Annotated in this window: 22 protein-coding genes; 8 read left to right on the top strand and 14 right to left on the bottom strand. The window is 45.1% G+C overall.

The window, feature by feature from the left end; translation table 11 throughout:
- Positions 1-225 precede the first annotated feature (225 nt).
- The 3 genes from EL633_RS19340 to EL633_RS19330 all read left to right on the top strand — a co-directional run bounded on the left by EL633_RS19340 (position 226) and on the right by EL633_RS19330 (position 3,591).
- Positions 226-1,902: an ABC transporter ATP-binding protein gene (locus EL633_RS19340; RefSeq protein ID WP_126628758.1), complete on the top strand. Its 1,677-nt coding sequence runs from the start codon at positions 226-228 to the stop codon at positions 1,900-1,902.
- A gap of 46 nt (positions 1,903-1,948) precedes the next feature.
- Positions 1,949-2,575 carry an ECF transporter S component gene (locus tag EL633_RS19335; protein ID WP_126628757.1) on the top strand — a complete coding sequence of 209 codons (627 nt, stop codon included), beginning with the start codon at positions 1,949-1,951 and terminating at the stop codon, positions 2,573-2,575.
- Between the two features lie 98 nt (positions 2,576-2,673).
- A complete protein-coding gene (locus EL633_RS19330; RefSeq protein ID WP_126628756.1) occupies positions 2,674-3,591 on the top strand; it encodes an energy-coupling factor transporter transmembrane component T family protein in 918 nt (305 codons plus the stop codon).
- A gap of 642 nt (positions 3,592-4,233) precedes the next feature.
- Here the strand turns inward: EL633_RS19330 and EL633_RS19325 are convergent.
- The 12 genes from EL633_RS19325 to EL633_RS19270 form a co-directional block, all read right to left on the bottom strand.
- A complete protein-coding gene (locus EL633_RS19325; RefSeq protein WP_126628755.1) occupies positions 4,234-4,734 on the bottom strand; it encodes a hypothetical protein in 501 nt (166 codons plus the stop codon).
- Positions 4,735-4,837: 103 nt separating this feature from the next.
- Positions 4,838-5,560, bottom strand: a complete 723-nt coding sequence (locus EL633_RS19320) for an outer membrane protein assembly factor BamB family protein (protein ID WP_371865547.1) — start codon at positions 5,558-5,560, stop codon at positions 4,838-4,840.
- Between the two features lie 943 nt (positions 5,561-6,503).
- Positions 6,504-6,914, bottom strand: coding sequence for a DUF3592 domain-containing protein (locus EL633_RS19315; protein WP_161982262.1), 411 nt, complete (start codon positions 6,912-6,914; stop codon positions 6,504-6,506).
- A 745-nt stretch (positions 6,915-7,659) separates the two neighbouring features.
- Positions 7,660-8,148: a hypothetical protein gene (locus EL633_RS19310; RefSeq protein WP_126628752.1), complete on the bottom strand. Its 489-nt coding sequence runs from the start codon at positions 8,146-8,148 to the stop codon at positions 7,660-7,662.
- A 174-nt stretch (positions 8,149-8,322) separates the two neighbouring features.
- On the bottom strand, positions 8,323-8,571 hold the full coding sequence (locus EL633_RS19305; RefSeq protein ID WP_126628751.1) for a hypothetical protein: 249 nt from the start codon (positions 8,569-8,571) through the stop codon (positions 8,323-8,325).
- A 1,330-nt stretch (positions 8,572-9,901) separates the two neighbouring features.
- Entirely contained in the window at positions 9,902-10,291 is a 390-nt protein-coding gene (locus EL633_RS19300) for a hypothetical protein (RefSeq protein WP_126628750.1), read from the bottom strand.
- A 658-nt stretch (positions 10,292-10,949) separates the two neighbouring features.
- Positions 10,950-11,405: a hypothetical protein gene (locus EL633_RS19295; RefSeq protein WP_126628749.1), complete on the bottom strand. Its 456-nt coding sequence runs from the start codon at positions 11,403-11,405 to the stop codon at positions 10,950-10,952.
- A gap of 169 nt (positions 11,406-11,574) precedes the next feature.
- The gene (locus EL633_RS19290; protein WP_126628748.1) at positions 11,575-12,432 is read right to left on the bottom strand and encodes a hypothetical protein; all 858 of its coding nucleotides are present in this window, start codon (positions 12,430-12,432) and stop codon (positions 11,575-11,577) included.
- Positions 12,433-12,566: 134 nt separating this feature from the next.
- Positions 12,567-13,268, bottom strand: coding sequence for an SMI1/KNR4 family protein (locus tag EL633_RS19285; RefSeq protein ID WP_126628747.1), 702 nt, complete (start codon positions 13,266-13,268; stop codon positions 12,567-12,569).
- A gap of 481 nt (positions 13,269-13,749) precedes the next feature.
- Positions 13,750-14,328 (bottom strand): hypothetical protein, encoded by a 579-nt coding sequence (locus EL633_RS19280; protein WP_126628746.1) that lies wholly within the window; start codon positions 14,326-14,328, stop codon positions 13,750-13,752.
- A gap of 4 nt (positions 14,329-14,332) precedes the next feature.
- A complete protein-coding gene (locus tag EL633_RS19275; RefSeq protein WP_126628745.1) occupies positions 14,333-15,100 on the bottom strand; it encodes a hypothetical protein in 768 nt (255 codons plus the stop codon).
- 288 nt (positions 15,101-15,388) lie between these two features.
- The gene (locus EL633_RS19270; protein WP_126628744.1) at positions 15,389-16,147 is read right to left on the bottom strand and encodes an RtcB family protein; all 759 of its coding nucleotides are present in this window, start codon (positions 16,145-16,147) and stop codon (positions 15,389-15,391) included.
- A gap of 624 nt (positions 16,148-16,771) precedes the next feature.
- Between EL633_RS19270 and EL633_RS19265 the strand changes: the two genes are divergently transcribed.
- Both EL633_RS19265 and EL633_RS19260 read left to right on the top strand, forming a co-directional pair.
- The gene (locus EL633_RS19265; RefSeq protein ID WP_126628743.1) at positions 16,772-17,419 is read left to right on the top strand and encodes a response regulator transcription factor; all 648 of its coding nucleotides are present in this window, start codon (positions 16,772-16,774) and stop codon (positions 17,417-17,419) included.
- Positions 17,420-17,486: 67 nt separating this feature from the next.
- Positions 17,487-18,683, top strand: a complete 1,197-nt coding sequence (locus EL633_RS19260) for a cytochrome P450 (protein WP_126628742.1) — start codon at positions 17,487-17,489, stop codon at positions 18,681-18,683.
- 21 nt (positions 18,684-18,704) lie between these two features.
- On the opposite strand, the gene EL633_RS19255 is transcribed toward EL633_RS19260, so the two are convergent.
- Both EL633_RS19255 and EL633_RS19250 read right to left on the bottom strand, forming a co-directional pair.
- Positions 18,705-19,907 carry a HAMP domain-containing sensor histidine kinase gene (locus tag EL633_RS19255; protein WP_126628741.1) on the bottom strand — a complete coding sequence of 401 codons (1,203 nt, stop codon included), beginning with the start codon at positions 19,905-19,907 and terminating at the stop codon, positions 18,705-18,707.
- A complete protein-coding gene (locus EL633_RS19250) occupies positions 19,883-20,566 on the bottom strand; it encodes a response regulator transcription factor (protein WP_218027521.1) in 684 nt (227 codons plus the stop codon). The genes EL633_RS19255 and EL633_RS19250 overlap by 25 nt, the downstream gene beginning before the upstream one ends.
- 273 nt (positions 20,567-20,839) lie before the next feature.
- Between EL633_RS19250 and EL633_RS19245 the strand changes: the two genes are divergently transcribed.
- The 3 genes from EL633_RS19245 to EL633_RS19235 are packed head-to-tail and all read left to right on the top strand — an operon-like array spanning position 20,840 to position 23,334.
- Positions 20,840-21,586: a hypothetical protein gene (locus EL633_RS19245; protein WP_126628739.1), complete on the top strand. Its 747-nt coding sequence runs from the start codon at positions 20,840-20,842 to the stop codon at positions 21,584-21,586.
- Positions 21,583-22,383, top strand: a complete 801-nt coding sequence (locus tag EL633_RS19240; RefSeq protein ID WP_126628738.1) for an ABC transporter permease — start codon at positions 21,583-21,585, stop codon at positions 22,381-22,383. Before EL633_RS19245 ends, EL633_RS19240 begins: the two co-directional genes overlap by 4 nt.
- A 48-nt stretch (positions 22,384-22,431) precedes the next feature.
- A complete protein-coding gene (locus EL633_RS19235) occupies positions 22,432-23,334 on the top strand; it encodes an ABC transporter ATP-binding protein (RefSeq protein ID WP_126628737.1) in 903 nt (300 codons plus the stop codon).
- The last annotated feature ends 39 nt before the right edge of the window (positions 23,335-23,373 follow it).

The raw sequence follows: 23,373 nt of genomic DNA, 5'->3' as shown, positions 1-23,373 counted from the left end.
ACATCTTCTGGATACTCAATCAGCGGCGATGATTGGGTATCCAGGGTGAACCATAGCTCGCTCCCCTGACCATTATCCAATCTGAAGCAGAGGGCTTCACTTATTTTAACAATTATTGACAAAGTAAATCAATTATGTCAATAAAAAGGCTTGACAAAATCGAAGCTCAACCAGTATGCTTACTTTATCACCTTTGCATAAGATTTGAAGGAGCACACCAGTCGCATGAGTATGTCTTCCTACGAAACCAGCGGAACCGATGTAACGGACGAGGTTAAGCCAACGGTTCTTTTAGAACATGTGCGTTTTCGTTACACTGCACAGGAAGAGCCAGAGGCCACCACCTCCCCCTCTACGCCACTCGTGCTCGACGATATCTCCTTCTCACTCTTGCCCGGTGAACTGCTTTTGATTGCTGGCCCGAGCGGCTGTGGGAAGAGCACCTTGCTCAAATGTCTGAACGGGCTCATTCCCCATACCTATTCCGGCAACTTGAGCGGCGAGATCAGGCTCAATGGACAGGCAATTAACGGTATCTCTTTACGCGACCTTGCCAGGCAGATCGGCACCATGCTCCAGGATCCCGATAAACAGATTGTGGGTAGTACTGTAGAGCAGGAGATCGCCTTTGGCATGGAGAATCTGGGCGTGTCCCGTGCACAAATGCGCCAGACAACTCAAAATGTCTTGCAGCAGCTCAAATTAGAAGCGTATCGCGATAGGGCGACGCATGCCCTCTCGGGTGGACAACGCCAGCTCGTGGCGGCCGCTGGATTACTCGTGATGGAACCAGCCATCTTCCTCTTCGATGAACCCTTCGCGAGCCTGGATTCTTTTGCCGTCGACGAACTAGAGCAATTGATCCATCATCTGCGCCAGGAGGGACATGCCATTATCATCGTCGAGCATCGCGTTGAAGAGGCCCTGCGCCTCGATGTAAACAAGGTCCTGTTGCTGGATCATGGTCGGCAGGCATTCTTTGGCGCTGTGCCCGCATTTCTCGCGCGAGCAGATCCCGATCAGATCAAGTTGCCAGTCGCATCCAAACTTCAGCAACTTGGCGCGTCCGTTTCTCCGCAAGAGGTACGAAAACGTTTGGTGACGCCGATCATTACCGGACAGAGTGCGCGGGAAGAAAAAACTACCGATGCTGGCGATACCATCCTCTCGTTTGAGAACATCCACTATCGCTATACGACCTTCTCACCCGAGATCCTGAGGGGGGTCTCATTCCAGATTCGCCGTGGCGAAACGATTGCGCTGCTCGGTCCTAATGGATCTGGCAAGACGACCCTGGTGAAGCAAGCGCTAGGACTGCTCCGTCCCACCCAGGGATCGATACAGCTCTATGGTAAAGAAAGCAAAAAGATGAGTGTGGCCAGGATTGCCGGACAGGTAGGATATGTCTTCCAGTATCCTGGAGCCATGCTGTATGCGCCAACGGTACGTCAAGAAGTGAGCTTTGGTCCAGAAAATCTTGGCTTTCAAGGCGACCAACTCACCAGCACCGTCGAGCAGGCGCTAACAGCCGTCAATGTCCAGGATTTCGCCGATCAATCACCTTTCACGCTAAGCTTTGGACAACAAAAGCGCGTGACCATCGCATCGATCCTGGCGATGCGTAGCAAAATATTACTCCTCGATGAACCAACCGCAGGTCAGGACTATCGCTCGTACATTGCTTTTATAGAGCACATTCGGCGTATTCCTGATCTGGATGCATTGCTCTTTATCACACATGACCTGGATCTGGCACTGCGTTTCACGCAACGAGTTCTCCTGCTCAAAGATGGCAGGGTTGAAGCCGATGGTCCACCATTGGAGATCCTGAGGGACCAGGAGCTACTGCAACGTTGTCATTTACGGCCCACATCGTTGTTGAACTATCTTATGTCGTCATAATTGAGACCAGTTCTATTTTTCCGTCATAACGAAAGGACACGAACTCATGGCTAAACGCTCGACAGCATCATCTTCAATCTGGAAAATCGGCGTACGGCAGGTTGTCTACATGGCCCTCGGAGCGGCCCTGTATGCAGGACTAAGTATTGCCACCAACGTGCTGCAACTTCCCAGTATCGGCCGGGTCTCGTTACGTCCCGGCATCGTCATTCCATTATTCTTCGGGGCAGTCTTTGGACCTATTGTCGGACTCTTCACCGGACTCGTCGGCAACTTTCTCAGCGACCTGATTTCCGGCTATGGCGTGTGGTGGAACTGGGATCTTGGCAATGGACTTATTGGCCTGATCGCGGGCCTGGCTATCTACAGTACCGTGCGCTACGGCCTGGGGCGCTATGTTAAAACGCGCCTGATTGTCATTGCCGAACTACTTAGCGCTCTGGGTATCATCGTTGGTGTCGCCTTCGGATCATATACAGACATCTGGGTCTCCAAATATGATTTCGCCGGCGCCACAAGCGAGTTTGTCCCGGCGGCTATCTCTGATCTTGTCTGCGGCTTGATCCTGCTACCAATCTTCCTGCTTGCCTACAATGCCGCGACGATCCGTCGCGGCATCACGGCACGTACAACACAATCAGAACCTGTTGAACCGCAAGCCTCCATAGAATAAAATCCGCATCCATCCAATACGCAGGGAGGGCATAGAGCCTTTCCTGCGTCGGCATTGACCGACCATACAAGCCACCAGCCAGGGAAGAAAGACAGCCAATGCTCACTACTTTCACCTATATCAAACGCGACTCATTTGTGCATCGACTTGATCCACGCACCAAGATCATCCTGCTCTTCGCCTATAGCTTTGCCGTCGCCCAGACCTCTAACTTCTGGCTTATCGCGGGAGGCTTCCTGCTAACCATCATCTACTTTCGCCTGAGCCGCTTGCGCTGGGAGGAAACAAAATCCACCTGGAAGTTAGTCATCACCGTCTCACTGATACTGACGATTGGCAACTACCTGCTCTCAGGGGGCAACATCCTACAAGAAGTAGATTCATACCGTGTACATGTACTCTTCTCGCTCCCATTTCTGGGTTTCCGCCCACAGCTACCCTATATTGGACCCGCCCCACTGCTCTTTAGCGTCGAGAGCATTATCTTCTTTTTCACCCAGCTCATGCGCAACATCGGCATTGCAACGCTCGGCATCATCATTCCCTACACCGTCGATCCCAGTCACATGGGAGTCGCCTTCCGAGGACTGGGCATCCCCGACAAATTCGCGTATGCCATCGACCTTTCATTTCGTTTCCTACCAACAGTTGTGCGCGACTTTGATACCACCCTGGCGGCCCAACGCGCTCGTGGCTTCGAAATCGACAATCTGCGTGGTGGACCCTTCGGCAAAGTGATGCGCATCACACCACTCATCTTACCCGTCGTCATCGGCTCCATCCTTGGCGCGGAAGACATCATCAACGCGATGGAATTGCGCTGCTTTGGCGTCACAAAACGCTCCTGGTTCATTCAGCTACAAATGAAACGGGCGGATATCGTGCTTGTCAGCATCGGCATCAGCTTCTTCGTACTACTGACCCTCCTCAACATTGCCGGCAGCTTTTATGGCCAGGGCCCCCTCCACTTCACCCACACCCAGGGCATCCCATCATTTTTGCTCGGTGGGCATTAAAAACATATAAAGAAGGATATATTTAATTCCAATTAATGGCATACTTAATGCACTATTTCACGTTTACAATTTAACAGTCAATTGCTTTTATATCACTTTTTGCAATCATAATAATATTAAAAATGAAGAAGCAGGACACTAATATCCTGCTTCTTCTCTATTTTCCTAATGACCATAGTAGAACAACTTTTGTATCTGCTCTACCTTCTGTTCCACCAAGAGGTTGAAAAACGGCATCCCGGATTGATAATCTGGGATGCTTCATTATAGGAGCAACTATCGAAAAGCTCAGCAGATAATAAGCGTGAAAAAATTTATTATCTAATTTGAGTCGCAATTTAGAGCGAAAGGTATTCTTGTTTCTCAAATCTGAATTAAAGAGGATAATTACCAGGATTCTCTGCATAGAGTTCTGTATATCCACAGTTTATACACACAATTCCTTTGAGATCTAGCCTATCCTTCCTCCAAAAACCCATTGTTCTTGGACGAACGAGTTTGAGAAAGTCGCGAGCTAGAAGTTCTGTCATTGTTCGTTTTCCATGACATTTAGGACAAGGTGCTGATAGTGCTTCTTGCATACGTTAAAATCTCCCTTTATTTTTATGGTCGTGAAGTGCCACATTTAAAATAACACAGCATTCAATATGGTTGCTTCGCCGTAGTAAACCTGACGATGCAGCCTTTAATGAAGCCAGCCAACAAACCACCAATGCATGCAATGATCACCAGAAGCAAACAACCAATCATAAAAGGTATAAATATGATAAGAGACACCAACATGCCAGAGACATTTCCCATATGGGTAGAAATATCGCTCCAGATAAGAAGTATCCCCCAGAACAAAACATGGAGCAGACCAGTATCGTAACCAGTCATGCTCCCTCTCTCCATAAAAGCAAGGACCTTTCTGCTCTTGACATGGCTGTTAGTAAAAAATACACTGAGTGCTCCACCAACAAAGCAAGTAATCGCAAACAAGTAAAACGATACGATAATTTCTTTAGTTCTTCCAATGCGCGTCTCCAGAAAAATCTCAACTGGAAACAACAGTAGACTCACGCTTACAATCGTAAGCCAGTATATCTTCCGAGCAGATAACGAGAATAATTTGTGTAGACGCCTGCCGCTTCCTTGCTGCATAATATATTCCACTCCTCACTAAATGAAAGCTATCCATACGATGAAACACTGACAGATCTGTTCCATATTCGCTGATAACCAACGATTTTCACACCACTCCCGGTCACGAGTCGAATAGTGAGCCAGAGCCATTGTGATAATTCACCTGAACACTTGTATTTGGTTCAGGCCAGTAGCAACGCTCCGTGGTTTTTTGCGTTCCTGTGGAGGGAGGAGCATTGTCGCAAGAAGTGTCATGCCAGAGACTCTGGCCATCACTCATACGCAGCGCCGCTAGTTCGAATCCGCCTGTTTTGTGGCGGAGGAAGTAGAGATTGCCCTGATTGAGGGTGCCTCCAGCAAATCCTGACTGTGCGTGCTCCCACAGGATTCGACCATCTGCGGCATTGACCTTGATCAATTTTCCTCCCTCATTCCCTTGTCTGTAGCTCTTTTGTAGCGCCACCAGCAGAGATGTTTGATCAGGGTAGATCATAATGGTTTGATTCGGATACGACCAGTCCAGGGTTATTTTACCCGTTGCCAGGGAAAGAGCGGTAATTCCATGGCGATCACCACAAAATAGGGTCGTGTCATTAAGCACTTTAATATTCGATGCTTGTGACGAGGTACATGCGGGCACGAGAGGAATCTTCCATGCAATCTTTCCAGTTTCAAGATGAAGAGCTGTGAGGGAGTTATCGGAAGATGAAGCGATGACGAGGCCAGACCCAATCATATAACTCCGATCGAGAAGCTTACTCTGCCAGAGGACCTTTCCTGTGAGGACGTCAAGTACACACAAAGGTGGGGATACTTCACCCGAGCCAGCACAATCTGTGGACATGTAGCTCCTATCATGGTAACGGCTGATTGGAGCATAAGACCCGGGCGATTGAGGACGCCACAGTAACACACCATCGCTACGCCGCCTCACCTCTTGTCCAAGAATAATGACGTCGTCAATACTTTGCATGGATGGAATAGAGTCCAGGGTTGTAGGTTGACACCAGAGCCCTTTGTTCGCCAACACATCTCTGGCGCAGAGTTGACGCGGGCCCTCGTATGGTACTTTAACGTAGTAGAAGGTCTGCCCAAGAACCCATCCTCTGCTGGTTGTCTCATCACTCGACAGATGATAGGAGTTCAGGAGAGTCCCGTCACTGCTGCGAATCCAACAAATATCAGTGGGGATATAGACGAAGGTTCGTTGGAATATGTGGCTGCGCGGTTCCGGTTGCATGGCCATAAGAGGTATCGCGTCCGGCCATGTGTATGCCTGAGGATCGTGAGGGGGATGCGCCATAATCGCAGGACATGCGGGCTGCACTGTTTTATGGAAAGACCGATACACTGTCATGTAAATACTATCAAAGTTATTGCAGCATACCAACAAGGCACCAATGAGAATAAGAAAAAGTACCATTAATAGGTTATAATTCTTTCTTTTAGACGGAGGTGCATACATCGCTTTTCCTCATTCTTAAATGAAAATCTTTTTATGAGTACTACGCAGATTACGCGAGCATTCTCTCAGCTGCCGCCTTCCCTTTTTGTATCGACTCTACCTTCTGTTCCACAGAGAACGCTGGCAAATGAGTCATGAGAAGGCTCGGTAAAGACAAACCTGGATAGAGAGCACCTACATCTTGATACCTACCCATGAATTTCCAGTATTTCATTTTTCAATATATTTTAGCGACATAACGGGCTTTAAACAACCTGGCTCATTGACTATGCAGGGAATCGCTCATGTGCAAGTCGTGAAAAAGGTGAAAATACCAGCATCTCTATATGTGCAAGAAAGAAATTATAATACCCGCTACAAAAAAGGCGATGCCCACAAGTAGCCAGAACAGTGGAGAAATCATCTTTGTGTTTGGCTGAATTATCGCATGCTGTGGATGCGCTGGATCATAGAGGATAGGTACTTTATCACCTATCTCCGCATGTGTCATGAAAGATGAATATTCTCGAACGCGCAATTCCTGCAGCACACCATGATTATCTATGAAATGGATGACCAACACCGTTTTAGGGACAACCACTACCCCATTGTATATCCTCTCATTCTGTTTATACATCACCGTACCTGCAACGTTGTTTGCATTCTGTAGAAAAGGTTGCGTGACAAAGCGCTTGTAAAGGCCAAAGCCAAGAAAAATGACACCAATTACTCCCAATAGTATAGTTACTTGCAATTTCCCCTCCTTAAATAGTGTTTGATACTCAATGTTATTGTGTTACACCGGGACTAAGTACAATCACACAGCTTTTTAAGCATTGGGCCGTGCAGTCAATCCTCATACAGAGGAGCGCTTTATTCCATTTATGGAATAAATTGTGAGATGATTGTCTGGTATCAATTATACTTCTCGAAGAGCGTAGTGGGATACGCCTACAGATGTAATGGAGATACAACTGGAGATCTAATTTCTTTATAAATATTCTTCCCAGATTGATTTGATCACATATGTCGGGGAGCCAACCTGAAGCAGGCACAAGTGGAAGGGACAAACTTCCGATGAGCTGATCTTCATGGGATTCCATGGACGATCATCACGACTTTGACAGCCCAATCGCGCGCGAGTTTTGAGGGCGTCTTCTGGGATCAGCCAGAGGAAAAAACTTGTTGAGAATTTTTTTCACAGGAAATCATCCACGTGTGCCAGGCAAGCGTATCACAAGAAAGGCGACCGCTTCGAGTGAGGATCTCAGTTAACCATGCTGGCGTTACCTCTTCAATAGTTGCAATACAATGGTTCACGAATCTCCCTTTCGCTAATGATTTAAAAGAACTCCACACCGCACTCCTAGAAAAGTAAAAGTACAATCTTATTGTGGCTTCAGACTATCATGATGTTATCTTTCAACTATAATAGATAAAAATATGAGTTAAAAGCATAATTTGCAGCTAGAAATTAATAATTTTCGATACATGCATTTTCACAATGTATCATCACTCTCTCTAAATCTTGTTTGTGGTTGGGATTCTTTAACTTTATATATGCTCAAATTTAGAATTGACATTAATAAATCGAATGGCTCTTTCTTCTTTATAAAGACAGAGAGAGAAAAGTACAGAAAAAGGCTCGAAACAAAAAGAAATACTACCTGATAAAAAACATACAATATACCCAGAGTTATAGTTATTGCATTGGTAAACTCCATATATTGATGATGAAAAATGGCAGGAATATTTGCCACAAATAAAAGGATGATGGTTGCCAATCCTACTATGATGGTACTCTTTTTTCCTTGTTTTGACTTGCTAAACGTCCAATAGAAAACAAGAATCAGACCACATGCACTAAAAATTTCAAAAAAACTAATATATCTCAGATAAGTAAATGCACCAATAAAAAAAAGAATACTGGCAAGAGATAGGGTATACAAAGAAATGAAAATCAGCGGTACTACATTTTTCGTAAACATCTCAAAGGATTCCTGTTTATCTAAATATCCACGTTAAAAAATTTAATTTAGCTAAATAGAGCAGTATTAGTGGAACATTGACTTCGCGAAGGTAATACTACTCTTGCTTATAAGTACACACACACTGGAAGTGCCAACTACCTAGAAATTGTGCTGTGACACACAGTGAATATTTTATAAGGCAAATACACTACAATAGCCGATCAACGTGTGCGAGAAACCAGAAGCTTCAATCACCCAACAGTCCTGCTCTGAATGATGATTCGGCCAGGTGAGTTGCTCAGATAATGTCGCTTCAGAGGCATTATCCCCGTCGTGATCATAAAATTCAATTGATGTTAATAAGGTCAAAAGATGAAACATATCTTCTACTGGCATGTAGCGACGAAAAACATACTGCTGTTCAAGTGGTTCTTCTTGCATTGAGTCCTCCCTCCGCATACGCGTGCTGCTGAGTAGCCTACCACAGAGAGGAGGAGCGCGTCTAGCGGCTTGAGATGTACGACCAGTAATCTCGGTCCAGAAATCTTTCTTGATTGCAATTTCTTAGAGAACATGTTCACTTGTTATCCCATCGCCCGAAGAGTGGAAAAACGCATTGGGAATGCAGTCTTCAGATGCATAGACAAGAGCATCTTCATGAGAAGAGAAGTGGACAGCACGTCAAATCAATGCTATTTCATCACACATTTTTGTGATTTCTATTTTTATGAAGCATTTTGATTATCGGGTCGCTAACACCCTTTTCTTGCGCCTTGTCCGATTTATCGAATATGGAGATGCAACGCTCTATGCACGGGACAGAGAGGAGAGTGCATCCCATTATATACTTGCATCTCTCAGCAAAAGTGGGCTTCGTTTTTTCTGTATGGTCCATTTCTCGTAATATGTTGAGCGATCTGTCGAACTATACTATCTCAATAGATCAATGGTATTTTAGGTCGCCCCCCCTTTTGAAAAGAAGGGGGTGTACATACCAAGGTGGCACAGGCGGTATAGGTATTTGGGCCGCTGGTACAGCCTTGATGATTGTCGGTAGCCAGTGTTCACCATTGGCATGCCCGAGGCCGAGGCATCATACACCGTTTGATGCACAATCAAGGAACCAGGCGCCTGACAGATCGCTATAGTCAGTATAATCCTCAGGCCGGGTTACAGCACTAGATATTTTTATCTGTATCCTCTACGATATATGCATTTCTGGCTATATATCTAAAAGTGCTGAGGCCAGCACCGACAAAGGCAGCGCAAGGAAAAAGTAAAAGGATTGCCCATACTTGATTCAGATTTTTCAATAAAACTAGCGATAAAACACCGAATAAGCATCCATTTAACAGCAAAGAAAATCCTAGCATATAAGCAGCTCTCCAAATGGGATGAAGTCTCTTAATTCTTTGTAAAAACATACTTGTAGCCTTTCTTTATTATAGACACCCCTATAGTACAAAAAACCTAAATGCCAGAATGTAAAACGAATATTTCAACACAGAGAATACTTTTTTAATGACGGATTGTCAAAAAATACTCTATTTCCAAACTCTACTTCACATTTAGACATTTCCAATTGTAAGCCTCTACTATATTTTCCCTCGATAAACTGGTCCATCGTATTCTCTTCTCAACCTATACCAATCAATCTACATACCAATTATCATGAATACTCACCAAAAAAATCTGTTACCAGCTGGATCTGTAAGGGATTGAGAAAATAATGCCATCATACGCTTCTTAAGGTATCTTTGCCTGCCCAACGTTAATTATGCTCTTTTTCAACATTTTCTATTTTAGCCACAAAACGCCGACAATAAAAATCACCAGCCTGAAGTATTCCTTTATCATTAAAGGATTGAATCTCAAAATATCGATCCTCCCAATGCCACTCATGCAATGAACGAATCTCTAAGTGAAGAGGTTGAATACTACTTATACCTAATTCGGTAGAGCTAACTCCATAGCAACTGACATGAAGAACGTGTTTCAGCGCATCAATCTTATTGTCTGCATAAAACCATAATTCAAGGACCGGCTCCATCTCAAAAATATCAAAGGAATATTGCTCATGAAGCAAGATCTTCAAGAGAAATGGAAATGTTTCTGGTTTGAGCGCTTTATAATCTGCGACAGCCTTTTCATACTCATTCATATTTAACTCCCACATAAATAAAGCAATGATCACAATTATATATTTTACTGATTGTATACTACCAAACACAAAATTGAACACACAAATATGTAACATAATCTGGTAAGTGATAATCGAGGAGGAAAAAGCAAGTAAATTAAAGATAAAATACTACATGCTGCGATAAAGAATAAAGCAAGCCAAGTTATAAAAGACCATCGAAAATATAGCGCAACCAATCTAACTATAGAAGTTGAGATGAATGAACTATAAAATAAAGCTTGCTCATAAACACGAACAGGCTTATCAATAGGTTCATATTTCCGATCATCGTTATCGATCCAAATTGGATCTTGAAATTTACGTTTAAAAAAATACTCTTTCACCTTTAATAAGTATTCTATTTGCATTTTTGCACCTTATCATACTTAATATCATTAATACACTTAAAGCTCATCAAAAAAATACAAATACAAATACAAAAATATAAAAGATTCATAGGAGGCTTCACCGATCATACCTGGAGCGTTCCTGAATTGTTACGGTACAAGATAGCCCCGACTGCTTGGATCAAGCTCAAACGTCGAGTAAGCCCACGAAAACAACACGTGCCCAATCTTGTGATAGCGAATCGTCCTCGGCTTCGACTTCGAAAGGGACGTTTGTGCTCAGTTATCAGTTAATAGGGTTCTACCATGTTTACATAGAGCCCAAAGGAATCATGCATTAATTTAATTAATTGTAAGTAATTTTGTATTTGTCCTTCCAAATCCCCTATTGCATATTCTGATTTTTCTGCCATACTTGAATATTTTTCCCGCGATTCTTTCCATTTATTTATGAGACTATATCTTGTGTTAATATTACTTCTTATGTAAGTGCCTATAGCTTTTTCATCGCTACTTCTATCTTCCGATGGAAAGAAAAGGAAAACAATACATAGGTATTTTGCAAAATCGTAGTACATATATTCCTGCTTGGATAATGAATCGTAAAATTCCTCTTCCTGTTCTGTCAATACATCACATCTTACGAATGCTTGTTCCATCACTGTTGTTCTTGCTACTTCCGGTAGTTGAGAAAGACAATGTAAGTACAACTCTTGATACGGGCTTGGAAGCTCTTGTTTATTCACTTTCCTTTTCCTTTTGCCATCTTTTAACGAGTAATCTCATTGATACGAATTATTCACGGTGTCAACAACTCTTTTGTCTTGCTCAGACATCTATCAATAGAGCTCACTTCTCCATCAATTGAAAAATTGCTACGTATCATCCTCGCATATCAAAATAATGCAAGCATATTTATTCGAGTGATAAATCCATTGCTTTACAAAAGAGGTTAAGGCATGATTGACATTCATCTTCCTGCAAGCCAAATTTTTCTCTTAAAACTCCTATAACCATTAATCGTGTCGGGTGCGATTTTTCCCAGCAGATATCTCTTGCTATAGAAGAAAACTGGTTGCCAATTTTTTCATGAAGGTAGCCCATAATAAGAAAAATCATCGTTTTTGCTCTGTGTATATCGTCAAATTCAATTCCAGTTAATGCGCCCATCGCATGCATTTCGCCAAGGCTCTTCGCAAGTATATCCTGGTATTCGCCAAACGACTCTACAACAAATTTATAATCCCAATCATCTCCAAAATTGAGTCTGTGCTCTGCGAGAACCTGACGCATCTTCCATGTAGCAATAAGGGCCTGCCGTAGCAGTGGAATGATGCGAGGATCTTTCCACTGAACAAAGTCATATAATACCCCCCCGTATTTGGAAAAGATCCAAAGAAGTTCTCCACTGTTAAATTTAGCCGCCAAAAGATCAACCAGCAAAAGCGGAGACAACATTGAAAATGCCAGTTCGCGATGACTTTCCCACAAACTCCAGGCACCCATAAATCGCACGGTAAATGGACCTTGATACAAATATGGCAGCAAAAATGGCAGCGATTCGGCGTGCTGTGCATAACCAATCGCTGCCAAAGCAATACGTTTCTGCTTCTCGTCCTGCGTCTGGATAACCACCTGTTGCAGGGTTTTTATATCAAAACCACCCCAAAGAGTGAAAAATTCACGAAAATCATCTTCTAACTCGTACTCTAGAACGTAATCAGCACGATTGGCCGTGAATGCCAATTCCATATATTCTTTCTCGTTACGCATAACATGCAACACCTTTCTACGTCCAATCTCTCAAACAACTTATCAAGAAAACACACAGCACATGGTGGTACCGTTTGTCGAGCAATCAAACTCCCGTCTAAAGTGAAGCAAGGTCAGCAGGTTTGTTCACGGATTCACCATTGTTTTGCCCATGTCACCTGGAGCGCTTGACTGATCTCATCAAGGGCTGCAATATCCCGAACAGCAACACTACACCCAATGCTCCAGGTGAGCGCTTGACCATTGCGTATATATAAAGGAGGGAAAGCACCGGAAAATTCATCTACAAGCCCAAAAACCATGGGGCCAACGGTCCTACACTGCCATTGCTGCTCCAGCCATGCTTGCTGGAACTCCTGTTGACGGAGGCTATTCGTGTACCCACCATGAATAGCTCCACCACAAAAAGCATGATGATAAGTAAGAGTGTCAAGAAAGTCCGATACATGAGTGTAGCTCGGCATCCAAATAAGCGGGGCATCAACGTCCCCCCACTCCCAATCTGGTAAAGAATAGGCACCTACGACGGGAGGATTAGCTTTATCCAGATCCTCATGTCGGATCGCCCAGGAATAAACCGCCTGATTTTCAAAGCAGAAAATGAGAGCATCTGATCTCACAACCAGTTGGTCAGGTCCAACCAAGGACTGATTGCGGCTGGTCAGATCCTTGTGCCGCCCCCACGTTGCGTAAAAGTTCCGGAGAGTAGCGGGCAAACGACAACCAAGTTGTATCTCTGCAGCCTGAATGATGGTTTCCTTATACCCGTCGCCAGGTTGCCAGGGATGGTACAGTGTACGAATATGAGGGGACTGTTCTGACCAATCAAGTTCCATAAAAGTTCCTTCATCACTTTTCTGATCGTAGGACAGATCCTATTCATACAAGACATGCCCTAAAGAGAGAACCTGGAGAGTATTTTTGAACTCCTCCTCAAGCCATTGAGAAACTAACTCTGCCGCTTGTTTTCCTCTAAAATTCTGAGAAGGAATATTCTTTTTAGACATACCAGTAATCGATATATGTGTGCGTGTATTTGTTATTTTCCGTGAAAGCACCGTTACGATTGTTGGACTTGTATCTAAAAGCCCTACTCCTATAAGAGCTTTCACTTCACCAATAATAGCATCATCAATAGAATAATTGTCTTCTACTAACGCTTTTTACCGTGGAGAGATAGAAAGATGGGTAATGTAAAAAGGCATATTTCGTGTAAGCACTATTATGTTTGTGGTCATGTTGGGCTCAAGCCGAAGAAGTATGCGCGCTTTGCATCTTCTACGTGGAACTTCTGAATAGTTATATAAACTATATGATTTATTTGTATTTAACTGATTTTTCTCGGATATTCACTATTAATTCATCCAGATACTCAAAAGCGCTATCAAGTATCAATATTGTCAAATCATCATCACGCATATACGAAAGAATAGCATTACTATAGCTACTTTGCTGAGCTATGCCTAATACATCTTTCCAATAAATAGCCTGCACATTCTTTCTTCTCAACTTTTTCTCTGCATAGATGAGACCGTTTTCACACAAAACCAAACGTTTGTATTTGAGTTGCGGAATATACAATAGCCAGAAAAAAGCAGATACGAGTAAAGCAGGCACAAAAGTCGCAATAGTTTCAACCATACCTGTTGATATTTGGCTATATAGACTCTCATATCCCTGAGAATTTATATACATTGCATACCATGCTTTAACAAATATTATCATGAAAAATATGATTGCAATAACGGCAAAGAAAACAACAACATAAGTCATTCGAACATAAAACTGAATCCATTTCTTACTGATACCGTAAACTGCAAAAGGATTCCCAAGGTGGGAAGTGGCAATAACCTGTTCATCTTCTCTCCTTAAGATTATCCGATTTTCTTGCCCCATAGCCTTACTCCTTATTTCCCTCAACAAAGAAATGTATTTTATTTTCCGTTATTTCTTTTTCCTTTTTTTCCAGAAAGTCGATAGTATGGGTCAGGTCTACATACTCAGCATATTCTTTCCCTATAGGAGACCGGAGTACCTTTAACGGTTCTAGCACCAATTCAGGAGGGGCTTTTTTCAGAGCAGAAATAAACAACTCATCCAGGTATTTTTGGACTGCCGCTAAAATCAGCGGTGCTTCTTCCGGTATAGATGCATATTTTTGCAGTAAAAACAGTGATGCTTCTCGTACTTCATAATCTTCAGAGAGTAAATATTTTCTCGCAATTGCTATTCCCTGATGAATTTCTTCAGGAGTACGGAGCAAATAACGAGCCATAGTGAGTGCCTGGTAGTAACCCTTTTCGGCAAACTCCAGAATCTGTGGAAGAACTTTATAAGTATCCTTCGTCCAAAGCGCAAAAAGAGCTTCTTCTCTCAACCCTTCTTCTTTTAATGCAACACGTATTATCATGAGAGAAAGTATCGTGTCTCTTAGCTTTAATGAGCGAAGAAGTCGAAGTGCTCCCAAACGAACGTCATAGTTATCATCTTTTAATAACTCCCCAGCAATTTTTCGACATCCATCGATATCACTCATTGCCACTGTAGTAAAGCGAGCATGCAGTTCGGGAAATTTGGCTGGCCAAGCCTTTTGAGATAAGTACGATTTGGCTTCCAATAATGAGCTTTTATACCATGTTAGCTCCTGGCTAATTTCATTGTCATTCATTTTTAGCTCCATAACATCTAAATAGCTATTCAAAGCTTTTTCGCCTGATAAAGATGATCTTTGACTTTCCAAACTGTCACATGTTATGGAGGTTTGGGAAGCATTTTTTAGCAAAGCTTGTATATAGATTATTTGTATCTTTACACCCATTGAGAATATCACAGATGATGAGGCCAATATGACTCACTATTTTATCTAAAGCAACGCCTGTCGTAGGCTAATCCAAGCAACGTTGATCAGGAGTAGGTGATACCCCTGATCTTTTAGATTCTACAATAGAAAAGAATGCTAGCCTTTGACAACCACAATGGGCTTCAAACGCGCGACGAGGCTGGCTAACCCGGCGTTATGCACGACGTTGACGACCTGCTGGGCATCCTTGTAGGCTTGCGGCGCCTCTTCGGAGAGCAAGTTTTTGCTGTGTACACGTACGGTGACGCCTTTGCTTTCGAGCTGCTGGATCAGTTCCCGGGCACCCACGGCCTTTTTGGCAGCGGTACGGCTCATGCGACGTCCGGCACCGTGGCAGCAGGAGCCGAAGCTCTGTTGCATGGAATTGGGACCACCAACGAGCATAAAGGAATAGCGGCCCATGTCGCCGGGAATCAAGACGGGCTGGCCAACACTGCGATACTTTTCAGGAATGGCAGGATGTCCGGCCGGAAAGGCTCGGGTGGCTCCTTTGCGGTGGACACAGACTTTCCTGAGCTGGCCGTCGATCTCGTATTCCTCGATCTTGGCGATGTTATGGCAGACATCGTAGACGAGCGGCATATCTCTTGCCTTCGCCTTACGGCCAAAGACCGTCTTGAAGGCCTGACGCACCCCCTCCATCAACAACTGACGATTGGCCCAGGCAAAGTTCGCGCCACACGCCATGGCCCCCAGGTAGTCCTGTCCCTCCTTTGACTGGATCGGCAGACACGCAAGCTGGCAATCAACCAGGTTGTAGCCATAATCCTGCTGCTTTGATTCAGCTAGCTTGATATATTCTTCTGCGATTTGATGTCCGACAGGACAAGAATGCCGAAGACGTATTGTTCGCAAAGGGCCTCCTTACATGGCTCTGGTTTCTTGTCATCTCTTCATGCATGATGGGAACGAGAGATAGGTGGTAAATAGCATGAAAGTTCGCCCCTTGCAATCGAACCTGCCTCGAGCCACGATCCGTTTCTCTGCAGGCTACCGATAGTAGGCCAGCAGTCTCATTGCTTCTGGATAGAGTTCGTCAAATATTTGATCGATGGTCTCCTGTGGGACAACAGATTCAAGCTCAGCACTGAGAGATTCATCATTATCCCATCTGGGATCCTGTTCCAGCTTGTCGCGTTGCTCGACAAGAAGGGAACTCGCGTATCATCTGCTGAAGTGTTTTGCTTTAAAACACTTATACATAATCAGATTTTTCGAGTATATAGCGAGCGATTCTTAGGTGTTTTTTTTAACACAATATGTCATTAATTAGCATCTATAATACATGATAATGCAAAATAAGATATTTGCTTGACAAAATACATGTAGATATTTGATAATTGTTTTGGGTTAATGTAGCGCCTTAGCTCAAAGCGATTCGAACAACATAACATTACAACATAGCAGAAACGTTATGGCATTGATATTGGTTGTTAAACGTAAGATACAACAGGTTTACAGCAGGGAGGTTCCTCTTCTATGACCCAAAATGTAGTATATAAAATTTTAATCGCAGAAAGCAGGGAGGTTATACGTCTTGGCCTGCGCTCAGTCTTTGAGCAAGATAGCAGGATTACAGATATCTATGAAGCGGCAAACTTTGAAGAGCTGAAGTCACATATGCTATCGTATACCATCAATTTCGCGATTATTCATCAATCATTTCTCGCAGAGAGTAAGCAACTCCCGCTGTCAGGAAAATTCATCCTCTTGACGAATACACCAGACATCACGACGCTGTTAGAGGCATACAGGCGACAGGCACGGGGGTATGTCTCAGAAAATGTCACAGCTGATCTGTTACGCATTGCCCTTCAAGCTCAGAAAGGCGCATTTTTACTCGATCCACTTTTTGTACCCTGGATGCTGGAATATCTTTCAAACAACATGCAATGCGTGGATGCGCTTAACGCACTATCACCAAGAGAACGAGAAATATTCCAACTCCTACAAGAAGGATGTGATCGGCGTAACATTGCGAAACAACTGCACATTTCCGAGGCGACGCTCAAAACACACGTCAAAAATATCGCCCGCAAGCATGAAAAAAATGGGGCGATCAAAGCCGGCGCGGAAAAAAGTGCTGGCATGAAGAATAGAATATCCTCCTCTATTATCCCAGTCTAATCCAAGAAGGAAACGATAGCAGGTAAATACCAAAGCCTGTATTTACCCGACCAAAGGACGACATAGTATGCAGAACCAGCAAAATAAGCTTCTTCAATTTTCTCAGATTCGGCGTCAATACAAGCAGCCCCACAATCTCTATGACATGCTGCGATCACAGGATCAAATCTTTTTTGACCGCAGCATTCAGAGCTGGCTGGTAACAGCCTACGGCCCGAGTGTGGCAATCCTGGACGACAGTCGCTTTAGCGCGGAATTAGGGGCGAACGCCGTGGCAACGCCACCATCGGTGAGCAAGCAAATTTTGTTTCTGGATGGCGAGCTACACCAGCAGGCCCAGGATGTAATCTTGCATCAACTAGCATACCTGGTCAGAGACATTCCGAATAAGATCAGAGACTTCGCGCACATAACACTCTCGCAGGCTCATCAGAAGGGGGAGATAGACATTGTCAAAGACTTTGCTTCTCCCATATCACTGTTTTCTATTTCACATGTTCTGGGCATTTCCACCACCAGGATGGAAGAGCTACACGAGATTGAGCGCTGGTCAGATACGTTCAGCGATATTACCAGTGGCTATTTCGGGGGTGATAAGGCGGATATCCAGCGCCTGGAAGACTACTTCCGTCGTTTAATTGCCTACAAAAGATATAACAGGGGGAATGACTTATTAAGCGCGTTTCTACAGGCCGAAGGAGTGTATCAAACTGAAGATGACCTGATAGCAAATTGTATCATGGTCTTTGCTGCGGGAAGGGCCACCACAAAAAAATTGCTGGGCAATGGCATACCACTCCTCGTTGAACACTGGTCTACTATTCAACCATTATTCCAGAAGCAGCCAAGATCGCTGGTAAAACAGGTATCGGAAGAACTCCTGCGCTACATCACACCAACGCGCTACCTGGTAAGGCAAGCACGCGAGGATGTCGACCTTTCGGGACAATTTCCGGGCGCGCATCACATTAAACAGGGGGAAAAGATATTTCTTTTCCTGGAGGCCGCCAACCGCGACGGCGGCCATTTTCCACAGCCAGATCAGTTCCAACCCCAACGCCGTCCCAATAAACATATTGCCTTTGGTTATGGCACACATCAATGTCCAGGAGCGACGCTTGCACGCATGGAGATCCAGATCGCGCTCGAAACTTTTCTCACCATGATCTCGCTAAGGCCAGAGATGAGCGAGACGATGCCACCCATATGGAACCCGAATCCCAATCTTGGTGGCTATTCTTCCTGTCCTTTTCGATTACGCTGATCGGTTCCCACGATGCCGTGATCAGGGGATCGCGTTTTTATCACGCAGTTCCAGGGGGCCCGCAGCTTGTTGCAGCGGTAGAGCAATAGCGATCTCACAGCCACCAGTGCTACGATTCTGAAGCGTAATGCTCCCCCCTTGTTTCTCTATCAACAATTTGCAAGCATGCAGGCCCAGACCTGCGGCCTGGCGTACCCTATCGCCGAGCTGCTGGCTTCCCTGATAAAACTTTTCAAAGACATGAGGGAGATCCTGTGGCGCTATGCCGCAACCAGTATCAGATACAACCAGCGAAAGTATGTGTGCATTGTTTGTACAGCTTAGTTGAACAATACCATGAACCGGTGTATAACGTAGAGCGTTCTCAATCAGATTGTCCAATACTTGTTCGATGCGGTGCAGATCAATACAAACCTGTTCCTTTTTACCTATCGGGGAGGTGTACGAATACTCGAAGCGCACTTCATGCGCAGATGCCTGCAAGCGATAGATCTGTACCTTCCTCTCCAGTTCGTCTTCTAGCCAGACGTATTCAGGCTGAATCACGAAACCAACCTGCTCCAGAGAAACCACGAGCAGCATATCATTGAGCAATCGCGTCATCCGCTGGCTATTTGATTCCAGCACTGGCAGGTAGCGATTCAAGCGCTCATTACGTTTCTGACCCGCTTCAACACGCATCAAGCCTTCAATGTGTCCTTGAATAATGGTAATTGGTGTGCGCAAATCGTGCGAAAGAACCGCCATCATGGTATGCATCTCTTCCTGCTTCCTCCACTCTCTCTCCAGCGATTCCTGCAGTTCGAGGCGCAGTTGGTTGAAGGCTACGCAAAGATCACCTAGCTCATTGCGCCCTTGATAATCGATAGAAAAGTTAAGATCTTGTTGACGAATTTTTTCTACCGCCTGCATCAATTCACTCACTGGCTGATGAATTTTCCGTCTGAGTAAATTGGCAAAAAAGAGAATAGCCCCACCCAGAACAATAAACGGCAGGACAACCAGTAGCGCGACACAGACAATCTGAAAAGGGCGATTGTGGGCAAAGATAGAAGACCCCTGCACACTCAGAGCTACCAGGTACGCACAGGCTACTTCCAGGATGCAGGTAAGAACGATCGTTGTCAGTAACGTGCCAAGAAAATACCAGGCAAACAGGTGCGCGAAAACAAAACGCGTACGGCGTCCAGCGGGCCTGGTCAGAGTGATGCGCTGCGTTCCCATTTATATCCTACTCCCCATACGGTAACAATGTATTCAGTAGGTGGATCATACTGTGTAAACTTTCTGCGAATGCGTCTAATATGTTCAGTAACTGTCTCATTACTCCCCAGCGAATCCATCCCCCAGATGCGATCATAAATGATATCACGCGAAAATACCTGCTGCGGATGCAGCGCCAGCATCTGTACAATTTCAAATTCTTTGCGGGTCAGCGATAAACTTTGATTCTTGTAGCGTACCTCGTATGCGCGCAGGTCGATCGTAAGTTCACCATAGCGCAGCTGCATAGCATGGTCTGACTGCTTGACACGATGGTGGCGGCGTAGATGCGCTTCCACCCGTGCGATCAGCTCCCTGATACTGAAAGGCTTCATCACATAATCGTCAGCGCCAACCCGAAAACCCTGAATTTTATCCGTGTCACTCTGTTTGGCGCTGAGGAAGAGAATGGGGATATCCCATTCTTCCCGCAGGCGGGTACAAACGGAGAATCCATCGTGACCAGGTAACATAATATCTAGAATTACAAGATCGATCTTCTTCTGCTGAGCGATCTGCAGAGCTTGCTTTCCATTAAACGCCGAATGGACGCTATAGCCTTCGTCTTCGAGCGCATCTCGAATAAACTGGACTATGTCATTTTCATCATCAACAATCAAAATAGACCCTTTTGCTTCTTCATTAAGCGATGACACCTTTAAATGCTCTGCCCCCTTTTTTCTTTTCTGCACGAAGCAGTGTGCTTTTCTGTCACAGATCATACACCATAATAATAAATATTTCCATGTTTATATTTTGTTGAGAACTTTATTCTAAGATAGAAGCAGATATGAATGCAGTGAGAAAAATTCCTCTGCAACATATTGCGTTGCTGACATTCCTCTTTTGCAGTAATGTCATGCGCGCCCAACATTTTGTATCACGGAGGGCACATGTCTTTTGATCAACTTGCATACGAATGCCGCCTCCACTGGAAGTCTCTGTTTCTAGCACCAGCTGCCTTGATGTTGGCTTGCATACTTTTCGCACTCCTCCAATTGAACTTCAAGGAGAATGTTGGCCGGACCTACCTTGGCTTCGCGGAGATTTTTATTCCTCTGGCGGCCGGCGTCATTTCGGGTTCGCTGATTGTAAGGGAACCCGCCCTGGAGCTTCAGTTAACGGTGGCACAAACATATCGAAAAACAACCTTTCAGCGCGTCTTCTTATTAACACTGATCTATGCCTTTTTCTGCTGCTTACTGATTAGCGGTATGGCTTTGCTGCATTTCTGGTTTTTACCATCATACTTGCTGACCTCACCAGTTATCTGGCAATGGCTGCTGGCCCAGTTCATCTGGTTCGCTCCGCTCGTCTGGTTTGTCGCGGTAGGAGTATGTCTCTCGGCGCTGACACTCAATAGCGTGGTAAATGGCGCGATTCTCGCCGCATTCTGGCTTATCGAGCTACTCTACTGGGGTCCCTTCCACGACAACGTCTGGCTGCGCTCCATCTACATCTTTCCTACCACTATGTGGATCTATCAAGGGGACAGCGTTCATCTACCAGCCTGGTATCTGAATGATTTCTGGCTGCTACCTCATGTTGAACAAGTGATAATGGCAGTCATCCTGTTCGGGCTATCATGGTTCCTCTTGCGCAATACAGAGCATCTCTTGAAAGGAGCAACTACCGAATGAAGGCTTTCCAGACGTCTCGCAGTGCTCAATTCCTGGGCATCTTCAAATATGAGTTTTGGATGCAGGTCCGTCGACCATCTCTCTGGATTTTCTTTGGTCTGATCACGGTCTATTCCTACTTTGTTGTGGCCGGGGGGTCCCATTTATATCCGGCCCTCAAACAAGAGCTTGCAACGCACTCAATGCTATTCACCATCGCGGATATCGTAGGCAATGGTGAATTATTGCTGCCTCTGTGCGTTGGTTGCCTGCTAGCTGATCGCCTGGTGCGCGATCGGCGTGTTAAAGTTACTGAACTTTTTAATACCATGGATGTCTCCTTGAATATGCGTCTGTGGGGAAAGTACTTTGGGACACTAACCGCAACCATTGTTCCGCTCATCCTGGCTATGGGCATCTTCATTGCCTACATCTATGCGGCCACCCAGAGCCTGCTGGTCATCCCGCTGTTTGTGTTTGCGTTCTTGATCATTGCGCTTCCCGGACTGCTATTTGTGGCGGCATTTTCGCTGGCCTGCCCCGTGTTCATGCCCGTTCCACTCTACCAGTTCCTTTTTGCTGGCTACTGGTTATGGGGCAATCTCTTTCTCAAGCAGAAAGTTTTACCCACGCCCAGTCGCTCGATCCTGACTCCTTCGGGTGCGGTGATCGCCAATGGCTTCTTCGGCACGAATACAGAACTTTTAGGGATCACCCCGGCCTATGCATCTGTGGCCAGTATGATCATTCTCATAGTTATTACCGCAATTGTCATGATCGCATTGAGCCGTTTCCTGAAATGGCAGCAATTTCATTAAACAATATCTATACACAGGAAGAAGAGAAATAGAAGGAGATAGAAGGTAATGGAGATCAGTAGCGAGAATATTACAAAAACCTATCGTGGAGATGTGCAGGCTCTCAGAGGCATTAATCTCACCATACCTCATGGCATGTTTGGCCTGTTAGGACCCAATGGTGCGGGCAAGACGACGTTTATGCGCATCCTGGCAGGTATCCTGCAACCAAGCAGTGGAAATCTGCACGTCGGCAATATCGATGCGACGACAGAACAGGGTCGTCTGCACTTAAAGAGCATCCTGGGCTACCTGCCTCAGGATCTCGGCATGTACCCCGATCTATCGGCGCGCGATTTCCTCGATTATGTGGGCATCCTGAAAGGTCTGACTGATCGCAAGGCACGTTTACAGCGTGTCGATACCTTGCTGGAAGTGGTGGCGCTCAGTAGTGTTGCCAAACGAAAAATTAAAACCTTCTCCGGCGGTATGAAACGCCGTGTGGGCATCGCGCAGGCATTGCTCAATGATCCGCAATTGCTGATCGTCGACGAACCTACCGCCGGCCTCGATCCGGAGGAGCGCATCCGTTTCCGCAACCTGCTCTCAGAGTTCAGCAGCAATCGTACCGTCTTGCTCTCTACCCACATCGTAGAAGATATAGCGCAGACCGCGCAGAATCTGGCTATCATCCGTAGTGGACAGGTCATATTCCAGGGCACCATTCCACAAATGCTCAAGGATACGCGCGGCAAAGTCTGGGTCGTCATGACCAATGGACCCAAGCCTGAGGGCAACGCCACCATTGTTTCGATGGTTCATACGGAGCAGGGGGTGCAGTATCGGATTATTGGGAATGTGCAAGGCCTACCAGGGGTCGTCTCGGCCTTTCCTGCTGAGCCAACGCTTGAAGATGCCTATATCTGGTTTATGCATATGAACGAACAAAGCCACTCCCCCACGTTCTCCTAAGGATAGTGAATGCTCTTAAAGCAATGTAAAGCATCCGTC

It is taken from the genome of Dictyobacter alpinus, assembly GCF_003967575.1.
In the GTDB taxonomy this organism is placed as follows: Bacteria; Chloroflexota; Ktedonobacteria; order Ktedonobacterales; family Ktedonobacteraceae; genus Dictyobacter; species Dictyobacter alpinus.
Note: the sequence above shows the minus strand (reverse complement) of the source record. Positions and strands in the feature narration are given on the sequence as shown.

Excerpts from the sequence above, each read along its gene's own strand:
- EL633_RS19255 (WP_126628741.1), bottom strand. The coding sequence starts at position 19,907 with ATGGGAACGCAGCGCATCACTCTGACCAGGCCCGCTGGACGCCGTACG.
- EL633_RS19275 (WP_126628745.1), bottom strand. The coding sequence starts at position 15,100 with ATGAATGACAATGAAATTAGCCAGGAGCTAACATGGTATAAAAGCTCA.
- EL633_RS19260 (WP_126628742.1), top strand. The coding sequence starts at position 17,487 with ATGCAGAACCAGCAAAATAAGCTTCTTCAATTTTCTCAGATTCGGCGT.
- EL633_RS19245 (WP_126628739.1), top strand. The coding sequence starts at position 20,840 with ATGTCTTTTGATCAACTTGCATACGAATGCCGCCTCCACTGGAAGTCT.
- EL633_RS19335 (WP_126628757.1), top strand. The coding sequence starts at position 1,949 with ATGGCTAAACGCTCGACAGCATCATCTTCAATCTGGAAAATCGGCGTA.
- EL633_RS19290 (WP_126628748.1), bottom strand. The coding sequence starts at position 12,432 with ATGCGTAACGAGAAAGAATATATGGAATTGGCATTCACGGCCAATCGT.
- EL633_RS19240 (WP_126628738.1), top strand. The coding sequence starts at position 21,583 with ATGAAGGCTTTCCAGACGTCTCGCAGTGCTCAATTCCTGGGCATCTTC.
- EL633_RS19305 (WP_126628751.1), bottom strand. The coding sequence starts at position 8,571 with ATGCAAGAAGAACCACTTGAACAGCAGTATGTTTTTCGTCGCTACATG.
- EL633_RS19280 (WP_126628746.1), bottom strand. The coding sequence starts at position 14,328 with ATGGGGCAAGAAAATCGGATAATCTTAAGGAGAGAAGATGAACAGGTT.
- EL633_RS19285 (WP_126628747.1), bottom strand. The coding sequence starts at position 13,268 with ATGGAACTTGATTGGTCAGAACAGTCCCCTCATATTCGTACACTGTAC.
- EL633_RS19340 (WP_126628758.1), top strand. The coding sequence starts at position 226 with ATGAGTATGTCTTCCTACGAAACCAGCGGAACCGATGTAACGGACGAG.
- EL633_RS19310 (WP_126628752.1), bottom strand. The coding sequence starts at position 8,148 with ATGTTTACGAAAAATGTAGTACCGCTGATTTTCATTTCTTTGTATACC.
- EL633_RS19235 (WP_126628737.1), top strand. The coding sequence starts at position 22,432 with ATGGAGATCAGTAGCGAGAATATTACAAAAACCTATCGTGGAGATGTG.
- EL633_RS19265 (WP_126628743.1), top strand. The coding sequence starts at position 16,772 with ATGACCCAAAATGTAGTATATAAAATTTTAATCGCAGAAAGCAGGGAG.
- EL633_RS19330 (WP_126628756.1), top strand. The coding sequence starts at position 2,674 with ATGCTCACTACTTTCACCTATATCAAACGCGACTCATTTGTGCATCGA.
- EL633_RS19300 (WP_126628750.1), bottom strand. The coding sequence starts at position 10,291 with ATGAATGAGTATGAAAAGGCTGTCGCAGATTATAAAGCGCTCAAACCA.
- EL633_RS19325 (WP_126628755.1), bottom strand. The coding sequence starts at position 4,734 with ATGCAGCAAGGAAGCGGCAGGCGTCTACACAAATTATTCTCGTTATCT.
- EL633_RS19320 (WP_371865547.1), bottom strand. The coding sequence starts at position 5,560 with ATGTCCACAGATTGTGCTGGCTCGGGTGAAGTATCCCCACCTTTGTGT.